General features: G+C 56.6%; 15 protein-coding genes. 9 read left to right on the top strand and 6 right to left on the bottom strand.

The genetic code is table 11. The features are described 5' to 3' along the window. The first annotated feature begins 9 nt into the window (after positions 1-9). A complete protein-coding gene (locus CHU71_RS00685) occupies positions 10-216 on the top strand; it encodes a nitroreductase family protein (RefSeq protein ID WP_147759881.1) in 207 nt (68 codons plus the stop codon). A gap of 98 nt (positions 217-314) precedes the next feature. Here CHU71_RS00685 and gyrB read toward each other — a convergent pair whose 3' ends face one another. The 5 genes from gyrB to dnaA all read right to left on the bottom strand — a co-directional run bounded on the left by gyrB (position 315) and on the right by dnaA (position 7570). Beyond that, positions 315-2369, bottom strand: coding sequence for a DNA topoisomerase (ATP-hydrolyzing) subunit B (gyrB, locus tag CHU71_RS00690; protein ID WP_147759882.1), 2055 nt, complete (start codon positions 2367-2369; stop codon positions 315-317). A 135-nt stretch (positions 2370-2504) separates the two neighbouring features. Beyond that, positions 2505-3026 (bottom strand): DciA family protein, encoded by a 522-nt coding sequence (locus CHU71_RS00695; protein WP_049064461.1) that lies wholly within the window; start codon positions 3024-3026, stop codon positions 2505-2507. After that, positions 3019-4197, bottom strand: coding sequence for a DNA replication/repair protein RecF (gene recF / locus CHU71_RS00700; RefSeq protein WP_147759883.1), 1179 nt, complete (start codon positions 4195-4197; stop codon positions 3019-3021). Before recF ends, CHU71_RS00695 begins: the two co-directional genes overlap by 8 nt. Further along, a complete protein-coding gene (gene dnaN, locus CHU71_RS00705) occupies positions 4197-5378 on the bottom strand; it encodes a DNA polymerase III subunit beta (RefSeq protein WP_005530690.1) in 1182 nt (393 codons plus the stop codon). Before dnaN ends, recF begins: the two co-directional genes overlap by 1 nt. Positions 5379-5956: 578 nt before the next feature. After that, the gene (gene dnaA / locus CHU71_RS00710; RefSeq protein ID WP_100622282.1) at positions 5957-7570 is read right to left on the bottom strand and encodes a chromosomal replication initiator protein DnaA; all 1614 of its coding nucleotides are present in this window, start codon (positions 7568-7570) and stop codon (positions 5957-5959) included. A 611-nt stretch (positions 7571-8181) separates the two neighbouring features. Here dnaA and rpmH point away from each other — a divergent pair. The 8 genes from rpmH to CHU71_RS00750 are packed head-to-tail and all read left to right on the top strand — an operon-like array spanning position 8182 to position 13040. Continuing rightward, positions 8182-8325, top strand: coding sequence for a 50S ribosomal protein L34 (rpmH, locus tag CHU71_RS00715; RefSeq protein WP_005530694.1), 144 nt, complete (start codon positions 8182-8184; stop codon positions 8323-8325). Between the two features lie 2 nt (positions 8326-8327). Further along, on the top strand, positions 8328-8687 hold the full coding sequence (rnpA, locus tag CHU71_RS00720; RefSeq protein WP_046646415.1) for a ribonuclease P protein component: 360 nt from the start codon (positions 8328-8330) through the stop codon (positions 8685-8687). Positions 8688-8734: 47 nt separating this feature from the next. After that, entirely contained in the window at positions 8735-8950 is a 216-nt protein-coding gene (gene yidD / locus CHU71_RS00725; protein WP_005530697.1) for a membrane protein insertion efficiency factor YidD, read from the top strand. A 9-nt stretch (positions 8951-8959) separates the two neighbouring features. After that, positions 8960-9952 carry a membrane protein insertase YidC gene (yidC, locus tag CHU71_RS00730; protein WP_082254366.1) on the top strand — a complete coding sequence of 331 codons (993 nt, stop codon included), beginning with the start codon at positions 8960-8962 and terminating at the stop codon, positions 9950-9952. 25 nt (positions 9953-9977) lie between these two features. Continuing rightward, on the top strand, positions 9978-10586 hold the full coding sequence (gene rsmG / locus CHU71_RS00735; protein WP_147759884.1) for a 16S rRNA (guanine(527)-N(7))-methyltransferase RsmG: 609 nt from the start codon (positions 9978-9980) through the stop codon (positions 10584-10586). Between the two features lie 10 nt (positions 10587-10596). Further along, positions 10597-11445: a ParA family protein gene (locus tag CHU71_RS00740; RefSeq protein ID WP_147759885.1), complete on the top strand. Its 849-nt coding sequence runs from the start codon at positions 10597-10599 to the stop codon at positions 11443-11445. A gap of 6 nt (positions 11446-11451) precedes the next feature. After that, positions 11452-12465, top strand: a complete 1014-nt coding sequence (locus tag CHU71_RS00745; protein WP_046646417.1) for a ParB/RepB/Spo0J family partition protein — start codon at positions 11452-11454, stop codon at positions 12463-12465. Continuing rightward, positions 12465-13040, top strand: a complete 576-nt coding sequence (locus CHU71_RS00750) for a hypothetical protein (protein ID WP_005530708.1) — start codon at positions 12465-12467, stop codon at positions 13038-13040. Before CHU71_RS00745 ends, CHU71_RS00750 begins: the two co-directional genes overlap by 1 nt. A 29-nt stretch (positions 13041-13069) precedes the next feature. Here the strand turns inward: CHU71_RS00750 and CHU71_RS00755 are convergent, their stop codons facing one another. Continuing rightward, positions 13070-14251 carry an N-acetylmuramoyl-L-alanine amidase gene (locus CHU71_RS00755; protein WP_005530710.1) on the bottom strand — a complete coding sequence of 394 codons (1182 nt, stop codon included), beginning with the start codon at positions 14249-14251 and terminating at the stop codon, positions 13070-13072. Between the last annotated feature and the right edge of the window lies 1 nt (position 14252).

A 14252-nucleotide genomic window follows, 5' to 3' on the forward strand; every position in this document is an offset into this window, starting at 1 on the left:
CTGGCCCGCATGACTTCAAGCAATAACTATTCTGAATTCATCCGCAGCCGCCACTCTGTCCGTGCCTACCTGCCGGAATCCATCCCGGCAGAGGTAATTAAGCAGGTGCTTATCGACGCCCAATCGGCACCGTCTAACTCCATCTTCAACGTTGAGCCGGGCCGTGCTGACCTTTCCGAGAGCGTCACGCTACACGGAATCGACGTGGAACTGTAAGACGTATTAACCGCTAAAACAAGCCGAAGGCCTTGTAGAAACATGATCTACAAGGCCTTTAGCTTTATCGGTCTGCGTGCAGGTCCGAACACCTAAAATTAAACGTCCAAGAAGCGAACGTCCTTCGCGCGGCGCGTAATGAAGGAGCGGCGAGCTGCAACATCGTCACCCATGAGGATGGAGAAGAGCTCGTCGGCGCGCTGCGCGTCTTCAAGGTCGACGCGGCGCAGGATACGAGTGGTCGGATCCAAGGTAGTCTCCCACAGCTCGGATGCGTTCATCTCGCCCAGACCCTTGTAGCGCTGGATGCCGTCATCCTTGTTGATCTTGCGGTTTGCCTCGAGACCCTCCTCGAGTAGCTTGTCGCGCTCGGCGTCGGAGAAGGCATAGCCCGGCTGGCCCTTTGCCCACTTGAGCTTGTACAGCGGCGGATTAGCCAGGTAGACGTGACCGTCCTCAACGAGCTGCGGCATGAAGCGGAAGAGCAGGGTCAGCAGCAGGGTTGCGATGTGCTGGCCGTCAACGTCGGCATCGGCCATCAGCACGATCTTGTTGTAACGCAGCTTCTCAATGTCGAACTCTTCGTGGATACCGGTACCCAGAGCAGTAATGATTGCCTGGACCTCGGCGTTCTTCAGAACCTTGTCCATGCGGGCTTTCTCCACGTTCAGGATCTTGCCACGCAACGGCAAAATTGCCTGGAACATCGAATCACGGCCTGCCTTTGCGGAACCACCTGCGGAGTCACCCTCCACGATGTAAAGCTCCGAAATCTTCGGGTCCTTGGAACGGCAGTCAGCGAGCTTACCGGGCAGACCACCCAGGTCCGTTGCAGACTTGCGACGCACCATCTCACGGGCCTTACGCGCTGCAACACGTGCGTGCGCGGAGGAAACAGCCTTGTTGATGATGGCCTTTGCCTCAGCCGGGTTAGCATCGAACCAATCGTTGACGTGCTCGTTTACGGCACGCTGGACAAAGCCCTTGATCTCAGAGTTACCAAGCTTGGTCTTAGTCTGGCCCTCGAACTGTGGGTCACTGACCTTGACGGAAATGACGGCAGAAAGGCCCTCACGGCAGTCATCGCCGGAGAGGTTGCCATCCTTTTCCTTGATGAGCTTGTGTTCCTTGGCGTAACGGTTCATCAAGGAGGTCAACGCAGCGCGGAAGCCCTCTTCGTGAGTACCGCCCTCATGGGTATTAATGGTGTTCGCAAAGGTATGAACGGACTCTTTGTAGCCCTGGTTCCACTGCAACGCCACCTCAACCTCGTGGTCCTCGCCCTTGACATCGAAAGCCACGATGGTCGGGTGAATGGAGGTCTTGGTCTTATTGAGGTGCTTTACGTAGTCAATCAGGCCGTCTGGGTAGTGGTAGACAACCTTCTTCTGCAGCTTCTTAGCCAGCTTTTCCTCGCTCGGACCATCAGCTTCAGCGTCAACGTCGATGTCATCGAAGGACTCAGCTTCGAGAGCGGTCTCACCAGACTCAGCATCGGCGATTGCCTCGAGCTCGAGCTGCTCCTTGGTCACGCGCTCGTCGATGAGCTCGATGGTCAGACCCTTGTTCAGGAAGGCCATCTCCTGGAGACGGCGAGCAATGGTCTGGTAGTCATACTCGGTGGTCTCGAAGATCTCTGGATCAGCCCAGAAACGGATGGTGGTACCCGTTCCGCGCGCGTTTCCGCCCGCTACCAGTTCATCAGGAATAGCGTTAGAGAAGTTCTGGTACCAGTGCTTTCCGTCGCGCTTGATCTCTGCTTCGACGCGGGTCGACAGTGCATTCACGACGGAGATACCGACACCGTGCAGACCACCGGAAACGGCATAGGAATCAGAGTCGAACTTACCGCCGGCATGCAGCTGGGTCATAACAACCTGGACGGTTGGAGCACCGGTAGCGTGCATCTCAACAGGAATGCCACGGCCATCATCGATGACCTCGACGCCACCGTCAGCGAGCAGCTTGACGACGACCTTGGTGGCATAGCCAGCCATTGCCTCGTCCACCGAGTTATCTACAACCTCCCAAATGAGGTGGTGTAGACCGCGCACACCGGTAGAACCGATGTACATACCCGGGCGCTTGCGGACGGCCTCGAGGCCTTCCAGGATGGTAATTGAACCGGCATCATATGCGTGTTCTTCAGCCACGGAAACGTGTACTCCTTTTGGCTATAGCAAAATCTAAGACTTTAGCCATTCTACACGGTGTCCCCCTACTGAAGAGCACTCCACACCAGTCAGAGGGCGGAATTTAGCCCGATTTTTCGATCCGAGTTTTATAGCCTATCCGTAAGTATCTTGCGATCCTTGGGGCTTTACCCACTGCCGGCCTTGGTAGTTTCGATGCTGCTTTGGCCCCTGAATCCGCAGCTCAACGATGACATCGGGACCTAAGCGCTCCGCAATTTTCTTAAGGATCTGGCGCTGCAGATATCGCAGTTCGGTGGCCCAAACGGAAGCATCACAGGAAATATAGACCACCTTATCCTTGATGCGCTCGGGCTTTGTGTGGGCGGCGATCCGCTCCCCCACCAAATTGGTCCAGTTGCCCATGACCCATCCATCGGCAAGATCACTCTCCCAGCCACGGCGGGAGATTTCCTTGCTCAATGCGGCCCCGAGACTAGGGACGTCGAGGCTGCGGCGCAGGCGCCGGCCATCGGGTCCAGTGGGCCTTCCCACCTGATATTTCCGTTGCTCCTTGGGAGCCTCGACGTTCATCTTTGGCGCAGGTCTGTTGAGCTTTGGCGCATTCTTGGAATTCGCGCGCACACGATCAAAGAAGTCCTTGACGGGATCAGTCATCGCCACTCACTTGGTCATCAACTTTTGAAATTTCAGAAATTCTGCCATCCTCGGTGTCTGTCACCGTGACCTCGTAGCGCACGATGGGTTCCAAGTTGCCCGGCAGATCTTCATCAACGGCAGCGGTAATTAACACTTGCTCGGCCTCTGCAGCAAGATGCACGAGCTTTTCCCTGCGCTTGGCGTCCAGCTCAGCGAAGACATCATCAAGGATGAGAATCGGGTCGGTTCCATCTTGACGCAACAGATTGAACTCGGCCAGGCGCAAAGAAATGGCATATGACCACGTCTCGCCGTGGCTGGCAAAGCCCTTGGCGGGTTGCGTACCAAGGTTCAACACCAGATCATCGCGATGCGGCCCCACCAAGGAAACTCCGCGTTCGATCTCACGCTGCCTCTTAGCAGCAAGTTCTGTCAGCATCACGGCTTCCAGAACTTCCCGATCAGAAACATCGATGGTGGACTTGTACTCGATATGAGCCGGCCGCGACTCCGGCGCCAGACCTGCGTAGGCGGAAGGAATGAGTTCCGACAGGGCGTCGACAAGCGCCAAACGTGCCTCGATGATCTGCGCACCGAGACGTGCCAGCTGCGCATCCCACACGTCCAAGGTGGCTAAGGCCGAGGCACCATCGCTGTCCCCGTACCCACGACGCAAGCTTGACGACGCCGACTTCAGCAGCGCATTGCGCTGCTTCAAGACCTTGTCATAATCGGCCTTTACGCCTGCTAGACGCGGGGTGCGTGACGCAATGACGTTGTCCAAATAGGTGCGGCGCTCAGCGGGCTCGCCGCGCACGAGCACAAGATCCTCCGGGGAGAACAACACGCTCTTAACCACGCCGAGTAACTCACGCGGACTCTTGAGCCGCGTGCGGTTGATCTGCGCTTGGTTGGCTGCATGCGGCTTGATGAGCAGATGGGCAGTCAGCTCTCGGCCCTGGTTTACGGCCGTCGTCGAAATGCGTGCATTTACTGCACTTTGTCGCACCAACGGCGCGTCATGGCTGACGCGGTGCGAGGACAAATGAGCTACGTATCCAATGGCCTCGACGATGTTGGTCTTGCCGTAGCCGTTGCGTCCGACGAACAACGTGATTCCCGGGCCGAGCTCAATGCTGAGCTCAGGCCACGAGCGAAAATCCCGGACGTCGAGTTCGCGGATGAACATTAACCTGGCAAGCGAACCGGCATGAGAAGGTAGGTGAAGTTAGTCTCCGGGGTTGGAAAGACTCCATCTTCATCTGCCAAAGGCATCTCTTCCGGCTCTGGGATCATGATGGCTGGGCGGGAAGGCTCGGTGAATCCGAAGACAACACGGTCGGTATGAACGACGGCCAAGCCGTCCTTCAGGTAACTCGGGTTGAAGGCGATGACGAATTCATCGCGGCCGGTGAAAGCGCATGGCAGGGTCTCATCGGCCTTACCGGAATCTGCACCAGCAGCCAGGGTGACCTGGCCTTCTGAGAACTCCATGCGGATCTGCGCGTTGCGGTCAGTCAGCAGGGACACACGGCGGATGGCTTCCTGCAGCGGCGCAACCTCGATGCTTGCCATAGCGGTGTGCGTCTTTGGCAGCAGCGGGGAGACGTTGGGGAAGTCTGCATCGAGCATGCGAGTGGTGGTTTCACGGTTGTCTGCGTGCAGACCGAACAGGCCTTCAGCGCCGATGTTCTCACCGGTACCCACCGCGATCTCAACCGGGATGTTGAGGTGAGTATCCAGGGAGCGGCCGGTGTCTTGCAAGGTCTTTGCAGGGACCAAGAGCTTGGCCTCGACGTCAGGTGAGGTGGGCTCCCATTCGAAGGTGCGCATGGCCAGGCGGAAACGGTCAGTGGCTGTCATTTCTACGTGAGAGCCGTGGATTTCCATGTGCACACCGGTGAGCATAGGCAGGGTGTCATCCTTGCCTGCTGCAGAGGCAACCTGGCTGATGGCCTCAACGAAGAGCTGTGGGTTCACCGTGCCGGTGACCTCTGGCAAGACTGGCAGCTGCGGGTAATCATCAAGCGGAATGACAGGCAGCTCGAAACGTGAAGAACCACAGGTCAGCAGCACCTTGGAGTCCTGCTGAGTCATCTCCACCTCCTTGTTCGGAAGAGAGGCAACGATGTCCGCGAGGAGTTTTCCTGCAACGGCGATGCGGCCTGGCTCATCGACCATGGCAGCGATGCGGACGCGGGTGGAAACCTCGTAATCAAAGCCCGTGAATTCCAAACCATTGTCATCCGCGGTGATCAGCATTGCGCGAAGCACTGGCTGCGTCACCTTGGAGGGCAGGCTGCGGGCTACCCAAGCAACTGCGTTGGCCAGATCATCCTTGGCAACACGAAATGACACAGATTGGTCCATGGTCTCGACGAGCTCCTTGCTGGGTTGTTGTGGTGAGGCGTTCTAACGCGGTGTTTTTGTAAGTCACAAAAGCTGTTTCCAACTTACCGCATAGCTCCGACACGACAGACTTTTGTAATTCACTCTTTGCGCCGGGCCTTGGGCCCAGCGGAGCGTCGAATTACACACATCCTCTTTTTACTTCATAGATCAGAGAATTTAGTTAGTAGTAGTAATAGCCGTTGTGAGATCTGTGGATAACCCTGTAAATGACAAGCTCTTTGCACTGATCAGCGTTGTGATCTGGGTTGTGGGATCTGTGTGATCAAATGACAAGAATTGTGAGTAACCGGGCGGGTGCCGGTTTTATCCACAACCTATCCCCAGAATTGTGGAATTTGATCACAGCGCTGATCACAGGCTCCTGATCAGCGGGAATGCGCTGTGGAAAAGAAATTTGTGAGCAAGATCTACGAATTACAACAATGAAATTACACAACTGTGAATAACGCTGTGGATAAAAATAACCCGCCACCTAGGCAGGTGGCGGGCGGTTTTAAACAGAAGCTGGCGGTGAATACTCAACACCGAATACAGAACTAAGAGTGGCTGTGATTCTTGATGCGTTGGGTCAGCGCCTGGATCTCGTCATAGGTATTGCGATTTTCTGTCATCTCCTTACGGATCTTGCGGTCCGCATAGATAACAGTGGTGTGGTCCTTGCCTCCGAATTGATCACCGATCTTGGGCAATGACAATTCAGTGAGCTCGCGGCACAGGTACATGGCGAGCTGACGCGCGTGCGCGACGGCGCGCTTCTTTCCAGCACCGCGCAGGGTCTCGACGTCGATATTGAAGTACTCTGCGGTGACCTCCATGATGGCGGTTGCTGTAATTTCGCGACCCGCGGAGTCCGGAGCGAGATCATGCAGAGCAATTTCTGCCATCTCCAAGCTGATCGGCTCGTTGACCAAGGAGGAATAAGCAGAGACGCGAATGAGCGCGCCTTCCAACTCACGAATCGAAGATTCAAAGCGCGAAGCAATCAGTTCGAGCACCGAGCGATCGACTTCCGTGCCATCCGCGGCAGCCTTCTTCATCAAAATCGCAATGCGCGTTTCGAGATCTGGCGGTTGGATGTCCGTGATGAGACCGCCCTCGAAGCGGGTACGCAGGCGATCCTCCAGGGTGGTCAGCTGCTTTGGCGGACGGTCGGAGGACAAGATGATTTGTTTGTTGGCCTGGTGCAACGCATTAAAGGTATGGAAGAACTCCTCTTGCGTGGACTCCTTGCCTTCCAAGAACTGAATGTCATCAACCATCAAGATGTCGAGGTTGCGGTAGCGGCGCTTGAATGACTCTTGGCGGTCATCTCGCAGGGAGTTGATGTAGTCGTTCGTAAATTCCTCGGAGGATACGTACTTCACGCGCAGGCCCGGATGCAGCAGCTGCGCGTAGTTTCCGGCAGCGTGCAAAAGGTGAGTCTTCCCCAGGCCAGAACCGCCCCAAATGAACAACGGGTTATAGGCACGCGCAGGGTTCTCAGCCACGGCCACGGCCGCGCCATTGGCGAAGCGGTTTGAAGAACCAATAACGAAATTCTCGAAAGTGTGCTTCGGGTTCAGCGACTCTTCCCTATTGGGATCATGAGCCGGTGCCTCGCGCGGAATGCGGGCATTGGAGTGTTGTTGCTGGTTGTAGTGATTGGCAAGCTCATCCAAGCTGGCCGGAGCGTGGCTGGTTTGCCAGGCTGGTGGCTGTGTTTGGTTGGCTTCCTGCTGGATGGGACGCTGAACCTGCTGCTGGTTAGGTTGCGGCACAGAGTGCTGTCCATATTGCTGCGTCGAAGCAGATGACTGAAACGGCGCCTGGTTTTGAGGCTGGCTTTGAGTGCTGGCGGTGTCGTTAAGCGCTGCGTCATCCTCCGGGTTCGCCAGAGTTACAGCAAGTGAACATGGGCGACCCAAATGGCGTGCGAGGGCGCGGGAGATGTGTGGACCTAAGTCAGTCTCGATGACGGCTTTGGCCGTTTCGTTGTGTGCTGCCAGCAACGCATAACCATCCATCATCATGATGGGTCGCGCGAGCTGCAGGTACAGCCGCTGCGTGTGGTTAAAGTTCGGTACATCTGAGTTGGGTTTCTCAGATTGAGCGAGCAGGTCTTCGACTACTGCTCGCCAGCTGGCGTTAAGCACCGCTTGTTGATCAGACAAAGCGCCTACCTTGTGTGGCCCCTAGTGTGGGACCCTAGTTTGGACGGAGAAAATAACAGTGAATTTCACGGAAGTATCCACATTGGGATTTGCGGTACGACCTCGATCTCCACAGAGTTATCCACATGTGTGGATGAATTGTTTATCCACAGCCTATCGGATAGCTGTGGATAACTCGCTATAGGGTACTTTAGGGTCTTTAGCTGCTAAAATGCAAAAAGTCTAAAGTACACATTTAGAGTTATTCACAGCCTGTGGGTGGCTGTGAAATTCGATTCTTTAGTTTTACCGCCGAGTTAGCGGGACTGTCTAACGCTTTTCGGCGCTTGCACGGCGTGAACTTAAAATGCAAGCCGCCGTATGTGCTCTGACCCCGCAAAGTAGCCGTTTAGCTGCAGATAAAAACATCTTTGTAATTCTGGGTACACCCGGGTGTCGATTTGTTCAAGGGTGCATTCGTCACGTAATCTGTCATGGTCTATCGCAACAAACCGATGTTGCGCGTGAGGGTGAACCCATCCGAGGGTTACTAACCACTCACACAACCATTCATCAGTGGGGCTCAGGAATTTACTTCCCGGAGCCCTGCGCACAACTTCAAGGAGATAATCGTGGCAAAGGGTAAGCGTACCTTCCAGCCCAACAACCGTCGTCGTGCTCGTAAGCACGGCTTCCGCACCCGCATGAGCACCCGTGCAGGTCGCGCAATCGTCGCAGCTCGTCGTAAGAAGGGCCGCGCAAAGCTGTCGGCATAATCGTGCTTCCAGCCCAGCATAAGCTCACCTCACCCGCGGAATTCCGCAGGACGATTAAGGGCGGGCGCCGGGCGGGTACACGCACTGTTGTTGTGCACTACCGCAACAATAAAAGCCAAGACTTAAGTCACGACATCGCAGCCTCTGGCCCGCGATTCGGACTTGTGGTCTCGAAAGCCGTCGGGAACGCAGTGGTTCGCCACCGCACCTCCCGGCGGCTTCGGCATGTGTGCATGTCGCTTTTCGATGCCCTCCCTCCCACCGCCGACATTGTCATCCGGGCGCTTCCTGCTAGCGCAGAGGCCTCTAGTGAGCAACTCGCAAAAGATATCCGCAAGGCACTGCGCAAATGGGATATCTAAATTCCTCCGGTGAGGAAATACCGCACGCGCATGGGGCGGCAAAACCGATGGTGAAGGCGGTGCGCTTCTACCAAAAGTATCTGTCACCCCTTAAGATGGTTTCCACCTGTCGTTTTGAACCGACATGCAGTGCCTATGCCCTTGAAGCACTCTCCGTTCACGGAGCTTTCAAAGGCACCGGCATGGCCATCGCTAGGGTCTGCAAATGCGGCCCTTGGCATCCGGGAGGATTTGATCCTGTACCCGGCACGAACAACAACTGAGGAAAATCCTTGCTTAATTTCATCTACTGGCCAATCTCGGCCGTCCTCTGGTTCTGGCACTGGCTGTTGAGCTTCGTGATGGATCCCGCCCAGGGCATCACGTGGATTCTCTCCATTGTCTTGCTGACGTGGACACTGAAGGCTGTGATGGTCAAGCCAACCATTACCCAGCTGCGCTCGTCCCGCAAGATGCAGGAAATCCAGCCGCAAATCCAGGAGCTGCGTACCAAGTACGCGAATGACCAGACCAAGGCTGCGCAGGAGATGCAGCGCATCTACAAGGAATCTGGCGTTCGCCCGATGGCAGGCTGCCTACCGGTCTTCGCTCAGATCCCAATGTTCATCGGTCTGTTCCATGTTCTGCGCTCCTTCGACCGCACCATTCAGACTGCGGGTGGCATCGGTCACCCAGCTGGTGAGCCAATGTCGGTGGAGGCTAACGCGAACACTGCGAACTACATCTTCAAGCCGGAATTGGTGCAGCAGTTCCTAGACGCCAAGATCTTTGGTGTTCCGCTGATTACTAACTTGCGCGTGAACTCGCCGATTCTGGATCAGCAGGGCATCACGATGTCGCAGGCAGCGGTCATCATCGTTCCTTTGATTGTCATCATTGCGGTTTTGACCCACTTCAATGCCCGTATGTCGCTCAACCGCCAGGAGGCACGCCGTGCTTCCGGTAAGACTGCCGCCCCGCAGGGTCAGAACGCGGAGATGATGCAGCAGCAGATGGCCATCATGAACAAGATGATGCTTTGGGTCATGCCAGGCATGCTGGTCTTCTCCGGTGCTATTTGGCCTATTGGCTTGCTGTTCTACATGTTGGCCAACACCGTCTGGACCTTCTTCCAGACGCGCATCGTGTACAAGAAGATGGACGAGGAAGAAGAGCGCGAGCTGGCTGCTAAGGCTGAGCTTAAGCGCACCTCTGCTCCTAAGCCGGGCGTTCGCAAGAAGGACAACCGCACCAAGAAGCAGCGCAAGAACAGCAACAACAACTAAACACAACCTCACACAGGAGTTTTAAGTGTCCGAATTGGACCCGTCTGAAGTATTTGGCTCCCGTCTGCACCTCGCGCAGGCTTACCACGATTCACTCGCTACAGACGGGTCCATTCGTGGTTTTATGGGCCCCCGCGAAGTGCCTCGCCTATGGGATCGCCACATCCTGAATTGCGCCGTGATCGGCGAAATGATGCCGGAAGGCGCCCGCGTCATCGACGTCGGAAGTGGCGCAGGCCTGCCTGGCATCCCACTGGCTATCGCCCGCCCAGATCTCGATATCACTTTGATTGAGCCACTCCTCAAGCGTTCTAATTACCTCTTAGAGGTCAAGGAGATGCTCGGGCTCGACAACGTCACCGTTATCCGTGGCCGCGCCGAGGAAGGCCCCGTGAAGAAGGCTGTGAAGGGTGCTGACATCGTTACCTCCCGCGCAGTTGCTCCGCTGGGCAAGCTCGCCAAGTGGTCTCTGCCGTTGGTGAAGATTGGCGGCGAGATGATTGCACTCAAGGGTTCCTCGGTTCATGAGGAGCTGGAGCGTGACGCTGCTGACATCAAACGCGCCGGCGGCGGAAAAGCCGAGGTCACAACCATTAAGGGCACGACTATCATCCGTGTCCCTCGCGTGAACTAGAGTAGACGGCATGACTAATCCACGTCTTATCACCATCGCGAATCAGAAGGGCGGCGTCGGCAAGACCACGTCGGCTGTCAATCTTGCCGCGGCACTTGCTGAAGCCGGCAAGAAAGTGTTGGTGATCGACCTGGACCCGCAGGGCAATGCCTCCACTGCCGTGGGTGCTGCTCATACCTCGGGCACTGACTCTAGCTATGAGGTACTTCTCGGGGACCGCACCGCGGAACAGGCTATGCAGCCCTCCCCCGGCAGCCCTAACCTCTTCTGCATCCCAGCCACGATTGACTTGGCGGGTGCTGAGATCGAAATGGTCTCCTTGGTACGTCGTGAGTTCCGTCTTTATGACGCGCTGCACAACGGCTTCCTTGAGGAGCATGGCTTCGAATACGTTTTCATCGATTGCCCGCCTTCCCTCGGCTTGCTCACCATCAACGCAATGACGTGTGCCGAAGAGGTCATCATTCCTATTCAGTGTGAGTACTACGCCTTGGAGGGGGTGGGCCAGCTGTTGGGTAACATCTCCATGATTCGTGAGCACCTCAACGAGGAGCTACACATCTCCGCGGTATTGCTCACCATGTATGACGCTCGCACGAAGTTGGCCGAGCAAGTGGCCAGTGAAGTGCGCGAACAGTTCGGTGCCGTAGTTCTTGGTAATGTAATTCCGCGTTCGGTGCGTGTGTCCGAGGCACCAGGTTATGGCAAGACGGTTATTCAATATGACCCATCTTCCACCGGTGCGCGAGCTTATTCGGCGGCGGCCCGGGAACTGAATTCCCGCGGTGATTATCGCCCACACCCCACCACTGGCGCCATTGGTGTTAGCCCAGAGATTTACGCGGAATTGGAAGGATAATAAAGCATGGCAGAACATAAGCAAGGTGGACTCGGTAAAGGTCTGGCAGCTCTTATTCCTTCCGGCCCTGATGCACCCTCCCGTAAGCCGCGCCTGGGCAACGACGCTGCTGACATCATCCTTGGTGCTGCTACCGGCGGTCCAGCTGGTGATAAGCGCCGCGTGAAGGGTGCTCCGACCATCCAGCAGTCCAACTCCAAAAAGCGTCAGGCCAAGCCTTCCGTCATCGGAGCCACCTACCGTGAGATTGCGGTCGGTGACATCATTCCGAACCCTAAGCAGCCACGTACCGTCTTTGACGAAGAGGGCCTCGCAGAGCTCGTTCACTCCATTAAGGAGTTTGGTCTCCTGCAGCCGGTCGTTGTGCGCCCGGCTGATGAGGGCGGCTTCGAGCTCATCATGGGTGAGCGCCGTTGGCGTGCATCCTCCAAGGCAGGGCTTGCAACCATCCCGGCGATTGTCCGCGACACCAAGGATGACGACCTCCTGCGTGATGCGTTGCTGGAGAACATCCACCGCGTTCAGCTGAACCCGCTGGAAGAGGCGCATGCCTACCAACAGTTGCTGGAAGAGTTCGGTGTCACCCAGAACGAGCTGGCTGATCGCATTGGCCGTTCCCGCCCGCAGGTGACCAACATGATTCGCCTGCTCAAGCTTCCGGTTAACGTCCAAAAGCGCGTTGCGGCCGGCACCTTGTCGGGCGGCCACGCCCGTGCAATTCTTGGTCTTCCGGACACCGAGGCCATGGAGATCGTGGCTAACCGCGTCATCGCAGAGGGCCTCTCCGTGCGCGCTACGGAGGAGGCTGTAACCCTCTACAAGAAGGGCGAGAAGCCACAGCAGGAAAGGAAGCCTGCTGCTGCCCAGCCGCAATACTTCACCGACTCTGCTGAGCGTCTTTCCGATCGCTTTGACACCAAGGTCACCGTGACCATGGGTAAGCGTAAGGGCAAGATGGTCGTGGAGTTCGGAGATCAGGAAGACTTTGAGCGCATCCTCGCGCTCATCGAGGGCAAGTAATGCTGGTCGAGTCCGTCAAGGAAGGGGTGACCATCAACCCCTTGGCGGCTCGCTCTGTTTTCTGGGAGCTCAAAACTGCCGTCGTTGATCCGGCCTTTGAGAAGGAGGCTTGGATCTCGGCGATGCTGCTCAGCCACGGCGACTGTGGACTTACCGTTGGCGATGAAGCCACGGTGTTCTTTTGCCCTTCTGAGTACGCACCAGGTGCCGCGAAACTTCCTTCCTCACCGGTATCTGAGGATGCGGCTATTTTGTCCTCGTTGTTTGTGAAATCGCACCGTGCGGCGCGGGGTTTAGAAGCAGTGCTTCTCGACGCCGCGGTGATGAACCTTACCTCGCGCGATTTCAGCGCTGTCGAGGCTTTTGGCTACCGCGACGCCAAGGAGGCGGAGTTCCTCCTACGCGAAAAACCCGCCTTCATCGGGTTGCTTCCAGTGGAAACACTCGAATCAGCGGGTTTCATGGTGGTGCAAGACCACCCAATTACGCCTCGTCTGCGCCTTGATCTCCCACCAGCATTCGATCTGCTTTCGGATGCGGCAGTGGAAGATATGCTGGCTAGGGCCTTGGCCTAAGCCCTTGGCCCGCGTTGGCCAAAGGAGGCTTAGGCCTTCTCGGCGCGCAGTAGTTCGTCGAACTTGTAGGTGCCTGTTACTGCGGTGTCCTCATCCAACAGGTAGAGACGTTTAACGGAAACAACGATTGCCTCCGCGATGTCATCTCGCATGTGTGGGTTGGTCAAGATAGCCACGTCACCTGGGTTGGTGAGGTAGCCCATGACAACCTGCACAACCGGCATCTGAGTAAGACGCAACAGATCCCATGTGCGACCGTGGTTCCAGCAGTTCTGCAACGGCGTACGTGCGACAATCTCACGCTGGATGAAGCCGGAGAGGGTCTCACCGATCAGTGAGGAGTTGCCCTGCTCTGATCCGAAGTAGAAGGTCGCAACACCGTTAGCTTTGTCATTTTGGTAGCTGTCGCAAGCCAAAGAAATGACAAGATCAGCGCCGAAAGCGTTGGCCAGCTCAGCGCGGTCCTTAGTGGTGGGGTTATCCGTGCGAGGGCGGGAGATGATGGTCTCCATGCCCGCGGCAATCATACGGCCGGCGACGCGCTCGGCAAGATCCCACAAGAGGTCTTCCTCGCTGATTTCACCAAAGCGCCCTTTAACGCGTTGGCCTTTGTCCGCACCGCCGAGCGCAGGATCGATGACCACTCGCTTGCCGGCCAACTTTGGGCCAGCGTTGCGAACTCGCTCGCGCTCCTGAATGTTGTGTGCAGAACCGCCCGTGATGCGGCGCCCCAACAGGCTCAACGCATTGATGGTCGTGGGGCCGCAGACACCATCATTTTGCAGCCCGTAGTTCAATTGGTATTCAGCCAGCGCCGCGTGAGTGTCTGGGCCGAAGTGACCGTCCACACGCTGTTGATAAAAGCCAAGCTCCTGGAGCTGCTGTTGGAGTTGCGCGACATCGTCACCAACCTGAACGTTGCCCGGCTCGTACGCCAGTACGCGTGCACCAAGGGTATAAGACGCTTGGCGCAGCTCACGAAGGGTGAGATCATCAATGACGCCGCTGGGCACTATGCCGCGGGACTGCTGGAAGGCCTTGATGACCTCGGATAGTTCGGCGTCAAAGATTTTGTCTGACTCGGAGTACTTTTGCTGTTTCCAGTCGGACAGAGTTCCCTGGTAATCCTTCATGAGGCCGAGGCGGGCGAGGGTTGCACGTGCCTCAGCGACTCGGACACTTTGGTCGCCAATGTGAAGGACGCGATTCACA

Source organism: Corynebacterium sp. LK14, from assembly GCF_008042215.1.
GTDB classification, from domain to species: Bacteria; Actinomycetota; Actinomycetes; order Mycobacteriales; family Mycobacteriaceae; genus Corynebacterium; species Corynebacterium striatum.